This window comes from Novosphingobium sp. AAP83, from assembly GCF_001295795.1.
Classification (GTDB): Bacteria; Pseudomonadota; Alphaproteobacteria; order Sphingomonadales; family Sphingomonadaceae; genus Novosphingobium.
In genome coordinates this window covers 12,479-26,277 of record NZ_LJHY01000022.1, presented here as the reverse complement: position 1 = coordinate 26,277, position 13,799 = coordinate 12,479, and the positions used below count along the sequence as shown (strand labels likewise).

15 protein-coding genes are annotated in these 13,799 nt (G+C 58.9%); 6 read left to right on the top strand and 9 right to left on the bottom strand.

What is annotated here, in order from left to right; genetic code table 11:
• Positions 1 to 33: 33 nt before the first annotated feature.
• Positions 34 to 867, top strand: a complete 834-nt coding sequence (locus IP81_RS11780; protein ID WP_054108202.1) for a TIGR00266 family protein — start codon at positions 34 to 36, stop codon at positions 865 to 867.
• Positions 868 to 918: 51 nt separating this feature from the next.
• On the opposite strand, the gene IP81_RS11775 is transcribed toward IP81_RS11780, so the two are convergent.
• The 3 genes from IP81_RS11775 to IP81_RS11765 form a co-directional block, all read right to left on the bottom strand.
• The gene (locus IP81_RS11775) at positions 919 to 1,125 is read right to left on the bottom strand and encodes a hypothetical protein (protein WP_054108201.1); all 207 of its coding nucleotides are present in this window, start codon (positions 1,123 to 1,125) and stop codon (positions 919 to 921) included.
• A gap of 496 nt (positions 1,126 to 1,621) precedes the next feature.
• The gene (locus tag IP81_RS11770) at positions 1,622 to 2,689 is read right to left on the bottom strand and encodes a phosphotransferase (protein ID WP_054108200.1); all 1,068 of its coding nucleotides are present in this window, start codon (positions 2,687 to 2,689) and stop codon (positions 1,622 to 1,624) included.
• On the bottom strand, positions 2,686 to 3,876 hold the full coding sequence (locus tag IP81_RS11765; RefSeq protein WP_082356124.1) for an acyl-CoA dehydrogenase family protein: 1,191 nt from the start codon (positions 3,874 to 3,876) through the stop codon (positions 2,686 to 2,688). The genes IP81_RS11770 and IP81_RS11765 overlap by 4 nt, the downstream gene beginning before the upstream one ends.
• 218 nt (positions 3,877 to 4,094) lie before the next feature.
• On the opposite strand from IP81_RS11765, the gene IP81_RS11760 reads away from it, so the two are divergent.
• Positions 4,095 to 4,739: a TetR/AcrR family transcriptional regulator gene (locus IP81_RS11760; protein ID WP_054108198.1), complete on the top strand. Its 645-nt coding sequence runs from the start codon at positions 4,095 to 4,097 to the stop codon at positions 4,737 to 4,739.
• Positions 4,740 to 4,993: 254 nt separating this feature from the next.
• Here IP81_RS11760 and IP81_RS11755 read toward each other — a convergent pair whose 3' ends face one another.
• From IP81_RS11755 to IP81_RS11730, 6 genes are all read right to left on the bottom strand, one after another.
• The gene (locus IP81_RS11755; protein ID WP_082356123.1) at positions 4,994 to 5,515 is read right to left on the bottom strand and encodes a cytochrome C; all 522 of its coding nucleotides are present in this window, start codon (positions 5,513 to 5,515) and stop codon (positions 4,994 to 4,996) included.
• A gap of 9 nt (positions 5,516 to 5,524) precedes the next feature.
• Entirely contained in the window at positions 5,525 to 6,067 is a 543-nt protein-coding gene (locus tag IP81_RS11750) for a methylamine dehydrogenase light chain (RefSeq protein WP_054108197.1), read from the bottom strand.
• Positions 6,068 to 6,099: 32 nt separating this feature from the next.
• Positions 6,100 to 6,705 (bottom strand): redoxin domain-containing protein, encoded by a 606-nt coding sequence (locus IP81_RS11745; protein ID WP_054108196.1) that lies wholly within the window; start codon positions 6,703 to 6,705, stop codon positions 6,100 to 6,102.
• Positions 6,702 to 7,253 carry a MauE/DoxX family redox-associated membrane protein gene (locus IP81_RS11740; RefSeq protein WP_054108195.1) on the bottom strand — a complete coding sequence of 184 codons (552 nt, stop codon included), beginning with the start codon at positions 7,251 to 7,253 and terminating at the stop codon, positions 6,702 to 6,704. The genes IP81_RS11745 and IP81_RS11740 overlap by 4 nt, the downstream gene beginning before the upstream one ends.
• A complete protein-coding gene (locus IP81_RS11735; protein WP_054108194.1) occupies positions 7,250 to 8,410 on the bottom strand; it encodes an amine dehydrogenase large subunit in 1,161 nt (386 codons plus the stop codon). Before IP81_RS11735 ends, IP81_RS11740 begins: the two co-directional genes overlap by 4 nt.
• A 105-nt stretch (positions 8,411 to 8,515) precedes the next feature.
• Positions 8,516 to 9,199 carry a TetR/AcrR family transcriptional regulator gene (locus tag IP81_RS11730; RefSeq protein ID WP_231626503.1) on the bottom strand — a complete coding sequence of 228 codons (684 nt, stop codon included), beginning with the start codon at positions 9,197 to 9,199 and terminating at the stop codon, positions 8,516 to 8,518.
• Positions 9,200 to 9,411: 212 nt separating this feature from the next.
• On the opposite strand from IP81_RS11730, the gene IP81_RS11725 reads away from it, so the two are divergent.
• The 4 genes from IP81_RS11725 to IP81_RS11710 are packed head-to-tail and all read left to right on the top strand — an operon-like array spanning position 9,412 to position 13,644.
• On the top strand, positions 9,412 to 9,915 hold the full coding sequence (locus IP81_RS11725) for a (2Fe-2S)-binding protein (protein ID WP_054108193.1): 504 nt from the start codon (positions 9,412 to 9,414) through the stop codon (positions 9,913 to 9,915).
• Positions 9,912 to 12,074 carry a xanthine dehydrogenase family protein molybdopterin-binding subunit gene (locus IP81_RS11720; RefSeq protein WP_054108192.1) on the top strand — a complete coding sequence of 721 codons (2,163 nt, stop codon included), beginning with the start codon at positions 9,912 to 9,914 and terminating at the stop codon, positions 12,072 to 12,074. Before IP81_RS11725 ends, IP81_RS11720 begins: the two co-directional genes overlap by 4 nt.
• A 10-nt stretch (positions 12,075 to 12,084) precedes the next feature.
• A complete protein-coding gene (locus tag IP81_RS11715) occupies positions 12,085 to 13,062 on the top strand; it encodes an XdhC family protein (protein WP_054108191.1) in 978 nt (325 codons plus the stop codon).
• Positions 13,063 to 13,086: 24 nt separating this feature from the next.
• Entirely contained in the window at positions 13,087 to 13,644 is a 558-nt protein-coding gene (locus IP81_RS11710; RefSeq protein WP_054108190.1) for a nucleotidyltransferase family protein, read from the top strand.
• Positions 13,645 to 13,799: the final 155 nt, after the last annotated feature.

Here is a 13,799-nt window from a genome sequence, read left to right as displayed (position 1 = left end):
GTTGGCAGTTGCATTTCTAGGGAGACGTTTGCCATGTCTAACAGTCCGTGGGCGCACCACCGCAGTGCCAGTATTGCCGATGATATCGACTTTGAAATCAAAGGGCAGGAATTGCAGTTCCTTGAAATCGAACTTGACCCGGGCGAAAGCGCGGTGGCCGAAGCTGGAGCGCTGGTTTGGAAAGACGCGACGGTGGACATGACCACCGTGTTTGGCGATGGCAGCGGCGATAGCGGCGGCGGCTTCATGGGCAAGCTGCTGGGCGCGGGTAAGCGTTTGGTGACAGGGGAAAGCCTGTTCACCACCGTATTCACGCATAATGGACACGGCAAGGCGCGCGTCGCCTTTGCATCGCCCACCCCTGGCGCGATCCTGCCGGTCAAGCTTTCGGACATGGGCGGCACCTTGATCTGCCAGAAAGACAGCTTCCTTGCGGCGGCGCGCGGGGTTTCGATCGGCGTGGCGTTTCAACGCAAAGTGCTGACGGGATTATTCGGCGGTGAAGGCTTTATCATGCAGAAGCTGGAAGGCGATGGCTGGGTGTTCGTGCAGATGGGCGGCACGGTGGTGGAGCGGGAATTGCGCGCGGGCGAGGAGCTGCACGTGGATACGGGGTGCCTTGCGGCCTATACGCCATCGGTGGACTTTGATCTGGTGACGGCAGGGGGCGTGCGCAGCGTACTCTTTGGCGGCGAAGGGTTGTTTTTCGCGCGGCTGCGTGGTCCGGGAAAAGTATGGATCCAGTCCCTCCCCTTCTCGCGCCTTGCCGGACGGATGCTGGCAGCAGCAGGATCACGCGGCGGGCAAAACCGGGGCGAAGGATCGGTCCTTGGCGAATTGGGCGATTTTATCGGCGGCAATCGTTAGCCCGCAAAGCGGGGGCTTGAACGCTCCCGCTTTTTCATTTTCAGCGAGAGCTTAAGAAGACGCGACCAAGCGCAATCGGGGATGATCTGCTTGTTGCCACTGTTCATCGCTTGCGGTTCCGGTGATGCTGTCTTTGAGACAATCAACCGCCATGGCAAGATGCAAGGCAGCCATGGCCTGACCATGGATATCAAGCTCGTCCAAGGCAAGCTTCAGGCAATCATAGACTTCGTCGAGCGACCTTGCTGATGTTTGCATGACGACAGCCTCAATCCTTGTCCTGTCCGATCTGCACGAGCAATTGGCCGTTGCATGCCGGTTTGTTAGCAACCACCCACGTGCTTAGCGTCACAATGGCCAAGCAAAAGCTAAGAATGCACCGCTTATGAACAAACCTTGTGCGATAAAAAGAGCCATGTCGTGAGGCTCTGCGCAAAATACTTACAGTTCTGACAGTTAGAGAAACATATCAAGTTGCGATGCAACAACAGCTCTAGTTAAATTTTTTTACCAAATTCGTTCATTTTGGCGCAACTGGCAAAAAGCACAGAAATCAGTTCAATGGAACAGTATGCAGAGCGAGCAGCGGCGGGCAAATCGTGGAATGATTCGGATTTGGTAAGCGTTCATTAGTCGAAATCGCAACAGGCCAAAATTAACCATAGGCCGGATGGACCGAACCCGAATGGACGCGGTTTAAACATTCCAAACCCGACCAGTTCCGCGCTGCGGCAGTCCCGAACCGACAGCGGTTCTACCGGCAACGCTCCATGGCTTCACGGGCGAGCCGTGCGAGCACGGGAAATGCCTCTGCGCGATCCTTGGCGCTGGCCGATGCCGCCGTTCCGCGCAGATACCGCCCTTTGATTCCATGAAAGATCGCGGCGAGCCGGAAATAATTGAACGCAACATAAAAATCCCATGAGGCGATGCTTTCACGCCCGGTGCGGCGGCAATAGGCGGCCACATATTCCGCTTCGGGCGGAATGTTGAGCGCAGCAAAATCAACGCCTTCAAGGCCAGCAACGATGTTAGGCGGCATGTGGTACATCATCGCGTGATATGCAAAATCGGCCAAGGGATGGCCAAGCGTTGACAGTTCCCAATCCAGCACGGCGATGACCCGTGGTTCGGTGGGATGGAAAATCATGTTGTCGCAGCGGAAATCGCCGTGGACCACGCTGGTTTCATCGCCTTCGGGAATGGCGGTCGGCAGCCATTCGACCAGCGCATCCATGTTCGGATCACGCCCGGCCAATTCATCTTCGAGGTACTGGCGTGACCAGCGCCCGACCTGACGGGCGAAGTAATTACCGGGCTTGCCATAATCGCCCAAACCAACGGCGACGGGATCAATCGCGTGCAACTGCGCGATGGTTGCGTTCATCGCATCAAAATAGGCAGGGCGATCTTCACGCGACACTTCCGGGAAGGAAGCGTTCCAGAAAATGCGGCCCTCGACCATTTCCATGACGTAGAACCAACTGCCAAGCACGGCATCATCGGTGCACAGGCCATAGACCTTGGCGACAGGAAAACCCGCAGCGCCGAGCGCAGTGAGGACTTGCGCCTCGCGCTCAACCGCGTGCGCGCCTTTGAGGATCTGCCCCGGCGGTTTGCGCCGCAGAACATAGCTGCGGGCGGGCGTGATCAGCTTATAGGTGGGGTTGGACTGCCCGCCCTTGAACTGTTCGACGCTGAGCGGCCCGGCAAAATCTTCGACGTGCTGCGTCATCCAGGCGGAAAGGGCGGCTTCATCGAAGCTGTAGCCTTCGCGCACCGGCGTGGTCCCGGCATTGGCGTCCTGTGCAGTAGTGCTCATGCCGTCACCTCTTGCGCATGCCGCCAATCTCGGCGGATCTTCTTGGCAAGGCTCCACTTATGGACTTCAGTGGGGCCATCATAGATGCGGAAGGCGCGCACTTCGCGGAACATCTGTTCAACGATGGTATCCGAAGTAACGCCGGTGCCGCCCATGACCTGCACGCACTTATCGGCCACCCGCATCAAGGCTTCGGACACAGCGACTTTGGCCATCGAGCTTTCGACCGTGCCCAATGAGCCGGTATCCAGCACGTCGGCGCACCAATCGATCATCAGTTCAGCCTGCTTGAGATCGATCATGTTTTCGGCGAGCATGAAGCCAACGCCTTCGTGGTCGATCAGGTGTTTGCCAAAGGCCATGCGCTTGCACACATAATCCGTGGCGATTTCCTGCGAGCGGATGCAGCCGCCAAGCCAGCGCATGCAGTGCGACAGGCGCGCAGGGCTAAGGCGGATTTGCGCATACTTGAAGCCTTCTCCGGGTTCGCCCAGCATCTGGTCTGCCGGTACGCGCAAGTTTTCAATGGCGATGACGGCATGGCTGCCTGGCATGTTGCTATCGATGGTATTAGGCACGCGTTCGATACGGATCGCAGGATCGGGCAAATCAACGAGGAACATGCAGGCCCCGCCCTGTTCATCCTTGGCCATGATGATGCCGACTTTCGCACCCTTGGCACCGGTGATGAAGGCCTTGCGGCCATTGATCACCCAGTGGTTGCCATCGCGCTTGCAGATGGTTTGCATCATCGAAGGATCAGACCCGGCGCCGCCTTCGCTGGCAGGTTCGGTCATGAAGAAAGCAGAGCGGGATTCGCCCGAAACGAGTTGCTTGAGAAAGCGATCCTTGAGTTCTGGGCTGCCCACTTTGCCGAGGAGGTACATGTTGCCTTCGTCAGGCGCTTGCGTGTTGCAGGCCAGCATACCGAGCGGCGAAAGACCCGAGCGGATGAGGACGACCGCGGTTTCGCGCTGGTTGAGGTGCCGCCCGTCGGGAAGGATATGCGGCGTGAGCACTCCGGCTTCGCGGGCAAGGGCGCGCATTTCGTGTACCATTTCATCGAGCGGAGCACCGTGATCATCGCGGCGCGGATCGGATTCATAAGGGATGACAACATCGCGGACAAAACGCTCAACCCGGTCAGCAATTTCCAATGCGGCGTCCATGCCGATGCCCGTTGTCATTCGCATTCTCCTGTTACGCAATCAGCGCAGTATTCTTTTTGTCTGGCATTTGATCATGCCAGCCAAAGCCGCCGAGCCGCAAAGCGATTCGACATCAAACCAGATTTTTTCTACTCGTGGGTAGGTATTGATGGTTCGGGTATAGTGTCAATGCAGCAAACACGTTAGTTTGAGAACGAGCAACTATTCAAACTGGCAATGGCAATGGGCAAAACGCAATGACGACGGACATTGTGACCGTGAAATCGCCGTTCAAATCACCGCAAGAGCGGCGTGAGGAACGCGAGGCAAAGCGTATGGCTGTGCTGACGGCGGCGGTGCGGATGTTCAATGCGCGCGGCTATCACGCAACATCGCTGGATGATGTGGCCGCAAGTTTGGGCGTTTCGAAGCCGACGATCTACCATTACCTTGGCAACAAAGAACAAGTGCTGGTGGAGTGCCTGACCATCGGCATGGACCAGTTGCTGGCCGCCGCAGCCGATGCGCGCGCCGGACTGGGCCTCGGGATCGACCGGTTGCGCGCGTTTCTGATTAGCTATGCTGAAGTGAACATGGAGGACTTTGGCCGCTGCAATATCCTCACGGCAAACGAAACGCTTTCCACCGAAGCGCGCGAGGCGATCCGGCTGTTAAAACGGCGCATCCATGCAACGATGCAGGAACTGGTGGAAGACGGCGTGGCGGACGGATCGATTGCTGTTTGCGACCCCAAATTTGCCGCGTTGACTTTGGCCAGCGCGCTGAACGGCCCATCGCGCTGGCACCGCCCTGACGGGCCGCAAGCGCCATCGGAAATTGCGGTGGGACTGGTTGATTTCCTGACGGCCGGATTGGCGCCGCGTGAGAGCCAGATGACATAAGATTGCACCGCCGGGATTGCGTCAGGAAGCTTCCCGGCAAGGAGCGTTGCGCTGGTCGGGCTGGTTGCCCGAACAAGCAACGTCACGCTGTCCGGGGGGCTTCCTGACGCAACCGCAAAGCGGCGGGCCGCTTTTGATCCATCGCGGCGTCACTCGTCGGTCACTATGCGACAACATGGCTCCCTCCTCGTTTCTCGCGCTGGATCAAAATCGGCTCCGTCACGACGGTGCAATCTTATGTCATCTGGCTCTAATCAGCGCGGCTGGTAAAAGTCGCGGAAGCTGGCGGGGGCACCGCATTGCCGGATTGATGTTTCCACATGGCGTTTGCGTTCGGCAACAAGCGAGGCCGAGGTGAGCGCGAACTGGCGTTCGAAACCGACTTCGTGGGCGGTGAACGGCTTGGTGCCGGGCAGCACGCTTTGCCCGCCGATGCCGAAGACCATGAAGTTCAGCATATCGGCCAATTGCTGATTATCGCTCAACCGGCTTTTGGCGATGTTGGGCAGGCGCAAGAGATAGGCGCGGGTGGCAGGCGTGCACATCATATAGCCCACCCGCCCGCGCAGTTCGGGCAACTTGGCAGGGGCGGACAGGCCCTGCACACCGTGGCATCCGGCGCAATGTTCAACGTAATCGGCCTTGGCCAGTTCGGGATCGGTGATTGCAGACAGGCCTTGCGCCACGGTTGCTGCAAGCGGTTCATCTGTGGCAGCAAGCGTGGGCGACAGCGCGGCGAGCGCTGCGGTTACACCTGCAAGAACAATCCACCGCATTGCGGAGCCCTATGCCGCGCCGATCATGATCGCGGTGGAGCAATGGTATTCCATGCTGCTTGTACCGAAGCACCAGATCACGTTATTGTTAAGCTGCGGCAGATAGACTTGCGTTTCACGGTCCGTGTTATCGCAACCGCACTGGCCGCAGGAAGGCTTGCCGCAGCAATCACGATAGGCGATCATATAGGCCTTGCCATCTTCGGGATTGATACACGAGCCGACCCAGGACACGGGTGACGGTTCGGTGCCGGGAGGGCATGTGTGAACCCCGCCGCCGCAACATGTGCAGAGCGAGCCATCAATCGCGCAATAGCGCCAGTAATCGCATTTGGTATCGTCCTTGGTCTGGGCGTTGCGCGCAAAGGCGGTCTTGGCTTCGGGCGTGCGATCAGGCTTGGCGGCTTCAGCGCGGCTGACGGGCAGGACCGGGAAGAGCGGCGCAGCGACAAGGGCAACGCCGAGGCGCGAGATGATGCTGCGGCGCGACGTGCGCCCGGCAAAGCGCCGCAGCAGCTTTTCACCAATCGCGTCGGGATTAAACGTCTTCATGCAAATGCCCCCTATTCACGATCTTTTGGCGCTCAGGCTGCCTGAACTTTAAGCTGCGAGATATAGTCCTGCACCGAAGCGATGCCCATTTCATGCGCAATCACAAGGCTTTCGAGATGTTCACGGCTGTTGACGAGGCCCTTCGAAAGGATCGTGCCTTCGCTGTCGAGCAGCACGGCATAGGGCAACTTCCCGACTTCGAAGGCTTGGCCGACTTCGGGGCCATTGATGAAGCGATAGCTTTCGAGGCCATGCTGGGCGATCATCGCGCGTTGGGCCGAAGGATCGTCATCGCCCACAAAGGTGAGATCGAGGCGTTCGTCTTTCGCGAAAGAACGCGCTGCCGGAATCAGGCCTTTGCACAGCGGGCATGTGGCCGAGACGAACATGAGCAGGCGCAGCGGCACCGACTTGGCCTCGCCGCCAACGATCACGTTACTCCCATCAAGCGTTTGCGCTGGAACGGCTGGCGCTTTGCTACCGACGACCGCTGCACCCCCGCTGGCGGTAAGCGCGCCTGCCGGCGCAACCCGCATATGCAGCACGCCGACCTGACGGGCGAGCGCGAGCAGCATCAGGACCAGACCCAAAATGACCAGCCACGAGATGATCTGGCTGACGATGAGAGCGGTCATCATCGCAAATTCCTTTCCATGGTGGCGAGTGGACCGGTGGCAAGCGCCGCAAGGGCGTTGACGAGGTGCGACATCAGATAGAGCGCCAGACCACCAGCCAGTGCGATCAGCCATTCGGCAGAGGCAAATAGCGGTGTTTGGACAAGCGTGGGGACGAGCAACAAGGCCAGGGCTAGGTTACGGATTACCAGCGACCGGTTGAGGGGGTGTCGCAAGTCTGTCCTACCACAGCCGCAATCAATGTGCGCACGGCCCCGTCCAAGGTTGATTGCCATGGCGGCGGCAAATGCCAGCAGCAATGCGATGGCGGGTGCTGCCAACAAACCGAAGCCTGCCATCAGGCCAAGGCCAATGGCAAGTTCCATCCACGGCAGGGCTAAGGCAACCGGGGCGACGAGCACTTCGGGCAGCAACCGGTAATTCGCAACGACGCCGGGAAACAGGTGTCGGCTGCGCAGCTTGGCAAGGCCTGCCGTGATGAACACGAGGCCGACACCTATCGCCGCCGCACCGCCGGTTATGGCAATGGCAGATGCGCCAAGCGGGCTCACATCGGCTCCACGACAGTGATGTGGCCACCGCCCGCATTTTCGATGGTGTGCTTGACCTCGCCGGTTTTGGCATCGATCACTTTGCCATTGTTGTCGCGATCAGTAACCATGATCAGCGCAGCATCATCCTGCGAGATTTCGATGTTGTTCACCGGGTCTTTCAACGGGATGCGTTTGGTGACCTTTTTGCTGGCCAGATCGAGCGCCCAGATTTCATCCCCGCCCTGCTTGTGAGTCCAGTATTCACCCATATGCATCAGCACATAGAGCGTGGACGTGGGGCGGTGCAGCGCCATGAGTTGCGAACCGCCAGGATACCATGCGATGTCCAATGGCTTGGTATCGGCGGCACGCAGGCCCGCGGCTTGCTGGATCGAAAAAGGCTCGCTGACTGCGGGCGCAGCGCTGATTGCTGCGGTGCGGACCATGCCGGTATAGCTCAGGAACACCGCCTGCTTCCTTTTGCGATCATAGGCAAAGTTGGCAAAGATAGGATCGACCGCCGCATCGAAGAACGGTTCGGTGCGCGTGATCTCTTGAGCAGCGCCCTTCACCGCAACCGTCGCCAATGTGCCGTCAGCGCAGAGCGCGGAAAAGCCGACGCCGGGATTGGGAATGAGGTTGGCACAGCCGGGCAATTCGATAGCGCGGACGAACTTGCGCTTTACCAGATCGATCACGTTGACCGATGAGGCCGGATCGAAATTGTAATCATAAGCGGTTTTGCCATCATCGCTGAGGACGAAGTTGGTTTTCAACCCGCCGATGATCAGACGGCCCGGTGTGGGGATTTCTGTCAGCAGCTTGAGCGTTTTGGCATCGTATACCGCAACCAGATCTTGCCGCGTGCCGCGATTGCCCTTGGTCCAGATCGTTTCGGCAACATAGTAAACCTTGCCCGCAGGATCGATGGCCATATCGGAATCGCGGCCAGTGGCGATCATGCCAATCATCTTGCCGGTGGCGGAATCGAAAATGCTTGACCCGGCGGTGCCCCAACCGCCTTTGACAAAGAACCAGCCGGTTTTGGGCGGTTCAAGCGTGTTGATCGTCGCCTCTTCAGCCTCTGTAACGACTGATTCGGCAAGCGCTGGCGATACTGCGGCGAGGCCTGCCAAAAGCATAACCGCCAATTTGCTGCGCACCGGCTCCATCATGGCCCCCTTGAATGATTGCCAAAGTTTTGACGCATGTCCAGATTCGGTCAAGTTCCTTTTCGCAATTGCAAGAAATCAAGCCGACAGAGCATTCGCCAGCAGCGATCACGGGCGATCCGCCAGCCCCGCAATTTCGCGCGATGTAATGGTTTGCGCAAGCTGCACCAACGCATGGGCGGCGATGGCTGTGAAAGCGCGCATGTGGTGCGCCCATGGCTTTTCATAGCCAAGGAAGGGCGTTGCCCCCTCCATCGATGCGCTGATGTAAATTGCGACAGAGCGCACTTCATCAAGGCTGAGTGCGGGGTTCAATTCCGCCACATATTCCGCGATAGTGTTATGCACGCTGCTATAAAACAGGCGGACACGATCTGCGACGAATTCATTGTGATTGGCCAGCGCCCACAATTCGGTGAACAGGCGGGTTGTACGTTTTCCGCCAATGTCATCAAGGCATAGAACCACGATCAGGCGCAGCCGTTCCGCAGCATCAAGTCCCGGTTGGCGCACGGTGCGGGCCAGCACTTTATCGTAGTTGCCAATGATATCATCCAGCAGGGTCTGGATCAGCAGTTCCTTTTTGGGGAAATGGTAGCTGACGTTGCCGACTTTCATGCCGCATTCCGCAGCAATGCGGCGGATGGTGAAGGCCCCTGCCCCCTCATCGATCAAAACCCGCAAGGCCGCTTTGATAATGGCATCAACCGTTTCGGCACCACGCACATAGGTTCCCGGGCGGGGCGCGGAGGGCATTTCGGTTACGCTGTGTTCAGAGCGGGCAGAGGCCATGGTTTGCGCATAACACCAGAGTTTCGTCTGCGCCAACCGCAATGACCATCAATCACCAAGTTGTTACGGTTCCAGGCTTTCAAAACCGATCAACAAGGCGCTTGACCAAAGGGGAGCTGTCTGTTCAAAATTCGCTTAAAGCTTTGGCGCATAACCATCATTTATCAGCCTTAGCCGTCAAACTTCTTACCGACATTCAAGGACATAGGTCGATGAGTATTGCCCTCACCGTAAATGGCCGCAAGCGCGTGGTTGAAGCCGAAACCGACAAGCCTTTGCTGTGGGTGCTGCGCGAGGATCTGGATATGCCCGGAACCAAGTTTGGTTGCGGCGCAGGGCTGTGTGGTGCGTGCACGGTTCACCTTGATGGTGAAGCCGTGCGGTCTTGCCAGACGCTGATTGCCGATGCAGCCGGCAAAGTGGTGACAACGATTGAGGGGATCGCCGCCAATGCCATCGGCAAGCGCGTAAGCGCAGCATGGGCGGCGCTGGACGTGCCGCAATGCGGCTATTGCCAGGCGGGGCAGATCATGTCGGCCACTGCGTTGCTGAAGCAAAACCCCAAGCCGACCGCCGACGATATCGATGGCTGGATGAGCGGGAACATCTGCCGTTGTGCCACCTATCTGCGCATTCGGGCGGCAATCCGCCACGCGGCCGGGCTGCCTGCGGAGATTGTCGATGCGGGCCAGCCAAGCGGGGAGCAGATGGCATGAGCAAAGCTGCCATCTTGAACCGCCGTTCGTTCATGGTCGCCTCACTGGCGGGCGGAGCGGTGCTGACGCTGGATGCTTCTGTCGTGTTGGGTGCATCTGCCCCTGGAGCGCAGCCCGATGTGCTCAATGCCTTTGTGCGGATCAATGCCGACAACAGCGTGACTATTGGCGCAAAGAACCCCGAGATCGGCCAAGGCGTAAAGGTCATGCTGCCGATGCTGATTGCCGAGGAACTGGACCTCGCTTGGGAGCAGGTGATCATCGAGCAGACCGACGCGGACGAAAAGGTTTACGGGATCCAAACCGCAGGCGGCAGCTCGGCTACACCGCGCAACTGGCTGCCGATGCGGCAAGTGGGTGCGGCAGCGCGTGCGATGTTGATTGCGGCGGCAGCCAAGCAATGGGGCGTTGATGCGGCGACGCTATCGACCGCACGCGGCGCGGTGCTGCACAAAATGAGCGGCAAGAGCCTGACTTATGCCTCACTGGCAAAGGCGGCGTCTGCGGAAACCCCGCCCGATCTTGCCAAAGTGGCACTGAAAGACCCGACTGCCTTTTCGATCATCGGTCAATCCAAGGTAGGCGTTGATGTGCCCAAGATCATCAAGGGTGAGCCGCTGTTTGGCATAGACATGCGCCTTCCCGGCCTTGTTCATGCGGCGGTGGTAAAATGCCCTTCGCACGGCGGCACTGTCGTTGCGATTGATGATGCTGCGGTGAAGGCAATTCCGGGCGTGATCGCCGTGGTAGCAGTCAACAGCGGCTATGTGCCTTTGGGCAAGAGCGATACCGTACTGATCGTGGCCGATAGCTGGTGGAAGGCCAGCAAGGCGCGCGAGAAGCTGGCGGTGACATGGGACGATAGCGCTGTCCGTGGTTTTTCAACTGCCGGATATGAGAAGGACGCGGCAGGACTGCTCGCCCATGCGCCGCAAACCAGCCTGTTCAAGGCAGGCGATGCCGATGCAGCGCTGGCCAATGCGGCCAAAGTGGTGAAAGCGGATTACGAATATCCCTTCCTTGCCCATGCCACGCTGGAGCCACAAAATTGCACCGCGCTGTTCAAGGACGGCAAGCTGGAGATGTGGGCGCCAAGCCAGTCACCGGGCAATGGCAGGGCCGAAACTGCGCGCGTTTGCGGGATCGCGCCTGAAGATATGACGATCCACCTGACGCGGATCGGGGGCGGGTTCGGTCGGCGATTGCTGCACGATTTCATGGCGATTGCCGGACAAGCCGCCAAGGCATTGCCGGGCAAGCCGGTCAAAGTGCTGTATGACCGGACGGACGATTTCCGCCATGACTTTTACCGGCCCGCAGGCTGGCACCGGTTTAGCGCAGGGCTGGATGCCAGTGGCGCAATTGTGGCGCTCAAAGACCACTTCGTCACCTTTGCCAAGGATGGCAAGCCGATCCGCGCCGCCGAGATGGCTGCAACAGAGTTTCCAGGGCCTGTCGTGCCAAACGTGGATTATGGCGTCAGCTATATGGCGACCAATCTTGCCACAGGCTGGCTACGCGCACCGACATCCAACGCGATGGCGTTTGTGTTCCAAGGCTTCCTTGATGAAGTGGCAGAAGCGGCAGGACTGGATTTGCCCGAATTGATGCGCCGCACATTGGGAGCATCGCGCGAGATCCCGGGCGGGCGGGTGCCGTTCCATACCGGTAGGGCGCGCGGGGTGATTGATGCCGTTTGCAAGTCTGCCGGCTGGAAAGGACGCGAAACGGGGCGCGGTTTCGGGTTCTATTTCAGCCATCTGGGCTATTTTGCCGAAGTGGTGGACGTGACCATAGCGGACGGCGCGGTGAAGGTTGATAAAGTCTGGGTGGCAGGCGACATCGGCAGCCAGGTGATCAATCCGATCAATGCGCGGCATCAGGTGCAAGGCTCCGCGATTGAAGGATTGGGTCAGGCGATGCTGGGCCAGAAGATCGTGCAGGAAACAGGCGTGGTGACGGCAGAAAACTTTGGTGATTTTGCACTGATGCGGATGGATGGCGTACCGCGTGAAATTGCGGTCGAATTCGTCAAGACTGACTTTCCGCCAACCGGGCTTGGCGAACCCGCCCTGCCCCCGGTTATTCCCGCGCTGGCCAATGCCATTTATTCGATCACCGGAAAACGGCATCGCCGATTGCCACTGGAGATGATATAGCGCTTTTGCAATGATCGCCACAACGCCGACCGACATTCTACAGTTTATCGCGGATCGCCGCGCCGAGCGTGTTGATACAGTGCTGGTTACACTGATTGGAATCGAGGGCGGATCATCCCGTGCGATTGGTGCCCAAATGGCCGTGGCCGCCGATGGACGGCGCATTGGATCGTTTTCTGGCGGCTGTGTTGAAGACGCCGTCGCCGCCGAAGCGCTTGAAACCCTTGGCGATGGCTGGGGCCGTGTTGTGCGTTACGGCGTCGGATCGCCTTACATCGATGTGCGTTTGCCCTGCGGGGGCGGCATCGACCTGCTGTTTACCCCGCGACCGGACCCTTCTGCAATAAGCGCTGCTTTGGCCAAGCTGGCCCAGCGTGAGGAGGCATGTCTAAGCGTTGAATGCGACGGCGTAGTATCAGTGCCTGACCCAACACCCCGCGCATGGGACGGCCAAAATCTGCACCATACCTATCGGCCATCGCTGCAAATCCATGCGCTTGGCCAAGGCGAAGATTTGACCGCGTTTGCACGTCTTGGCACCCACTTTGGTGTAAAAATGCACGCACTGACCCCCGATCAGCCTACGTGTGATGACCTGTTGCGTGAGGGGATCGAGACGACATTTCTGGCCACGCGCAACACCTTACCCATCACGCAGAGCGATCCCTGGACGGCTTTTGTGTTCCTGTTCCATGGCCGCGATTGGGAAGAGAAGTTGTTGCCGCAAGCGCTTGCGCTGCCTTCGTTCTATCTGGGGGCAATCGGCAGCCGCCGCACGCATGCAGCGCGGCTGGCAATGCTGGAGCACGCGGACGTGCCGCCAGAGCAGATCGGAAATGTCCGAGGCCACATCGGCCTGATCCCGGCAACGCGCGATCCGGCCACGCTGGCGCTATCGATATTGGGCGAGATTGTTGCCGATTTTAACACGCTGGCGCGATGGTCACACTGGATGGGGGAGCCGCTGGTGGCACGCTCCAATGTGTGACGGCAGGCGCCTTGCGGCAAGCGCATGACGGCACTGGTCCTGCTGGGTGCAGGGCGCGGCTCCCGCTTTGGCGGTGGGAAGTTAAACGCAGTTCTAGCTGGAAAACCGCTTGCGCGCCATGCCGCTGATCGCCTTGCAGGACTGCCGTTCACCCGGTTTATAGCGGTTTGTTCTGCCACAACGCCCGATCTGCCGGGGTTTGAGCGCGTGATGGTAAGCCCCGCTGATGGGCCGCTGTCCCGTTCAATTGCAACCGGGGTTGCGGCGCTAGGGGATGAAACATCCGTGTTGATTGCTCTGGCCGATATGCCGTTGGTGCCCACGGCACATTTTCAAACTCTGCTGGCGGCGTTTGATGGCGATATTGTGGCATCGCGTGTGGACGGATTGGCGATGGTGCCCGCGGTATTCGGGGCGCAGCATTTTACAGCGCTGAAGCAATTGTCCGGAGACCGGGGTGCAGGCGCTTTGTTGCGTCATGCGCCTGCAATCGAGCTTGATCCGGCGCTTGCGCTAGATGTCGATACACCGGACGAATTACGCTGGGCCGAACAATGCATTCTGGCAGCGGCTGCACCCTGATATAGCCGATATACGCTATTTGGCTAATACCGTCGGCAGCATAACACCCTATTCAACAAATCTGGATTTTGCCCGGCGTGATGCCGGTTAAGATTTCACGTGTTACCTGCGAAGACTTGGCCGCCCGTTCGTTAGAGCTGGCGGCCTATTTTTTG

Bases quoted from the DNA above. Each gene is read 5' to 3' on its own strand.
- IP81_RS11780 (WP_054108202.1), top strand. From the start codon at position 34: ATGTCTAACAGTCCGTGGGCGCACCACCGCAGTGCCAGTATTGCCGAT.
- IP81_RS11775 (WP_054108201.1), bottom strand. From the start codon at position 1,125: ATGCAAACATCAGCAAGGTCGCTCGACGAAGTCTATGATTGCCTGAAG.
- IP81_RS11770 (WP_054108200.1), bottom strand. From the start codon at position 2,689: ATGAGCACTACTGCACAGGACGCCAATGCCGGGACCACGCCGGTGCGC.
- IP81_RS11765 (WP_082356124.1), bottom strand. From the start codon at position 3,876: ATGACAACGGGCATCGGCATGGACGCCGCATTGGAAATTGCTGACCGG.
- IP81_RS11760 (WP_054108198.1), top strand. From the start codon at position 4,095: ATGACGACGGACATTGTGACCGTGAAATCGCCGTTCAAATCACCGCAA.
- IP81_RS11755 (WP_082356123.1), bottom strand. From the start codon at position 5,515: ATGCGGTGGATTGTTCTTGCAGGTGTAACCGCAGCGCTCGCCGCGCTG.
- IP81_RS11750 (WP_054108197.1), bottom strand. From the start codon at position 6,067: ATGAAGACGTTTAATCCCGACGCGATTGGTGAAAAGCTGCTGCGGCGC.
- IP81_RS11745 (WP_054108196.1), bottom strand. From the start codon at position 6,705: ATGATGACCGCTCTCATCGTCAGCCAGATCATCTCGTGGCTGGTCATT.
- IP81_RS11735 (WP_054108194.1), bottom strand. From the start codon at position 8,410: ATGATGGAGCCGGTGCGCAGCAAATTGGCGGTTATGCTTTTGGCAGGC.
- IP81_RS11730 (WP_231626503.1), bottom strand. From the start codon at position 9,199: ATGGCCTCTGCCCGCTCTGAACACAGCGTAACCGAAATGCCCTCCGCG.
- IP81_RS11725 (WP_054108193.1), top strand. From the start codon at position 9,412: ATGAGTATTGCCCTCACCGTAAATGGCCGCAAGCGCGTGGTTGAAGCC.
- IP81_RS11720 (WP_054108192.1), top strand. From the start codon at position 9,912: ATGAGCAAAGCTGCCATCTTGAACCGCCGTTCGTTCATGGTCGCCTCA.
- IP81_RS11715 (WP_054108191.1), top strand. From the start codon at position 12,085: ATGATCGCCACAACGCCGACCGACATTCTACAGTTTATCGCGGATCGC.
- IP81_RS11710 (WP_054108190.1), top strand. From the start codon at position 13,087: ATGACGGCACTGGTCCTGCTGGGTGCAGGGCGCGGCTCCCGCTTTGGC.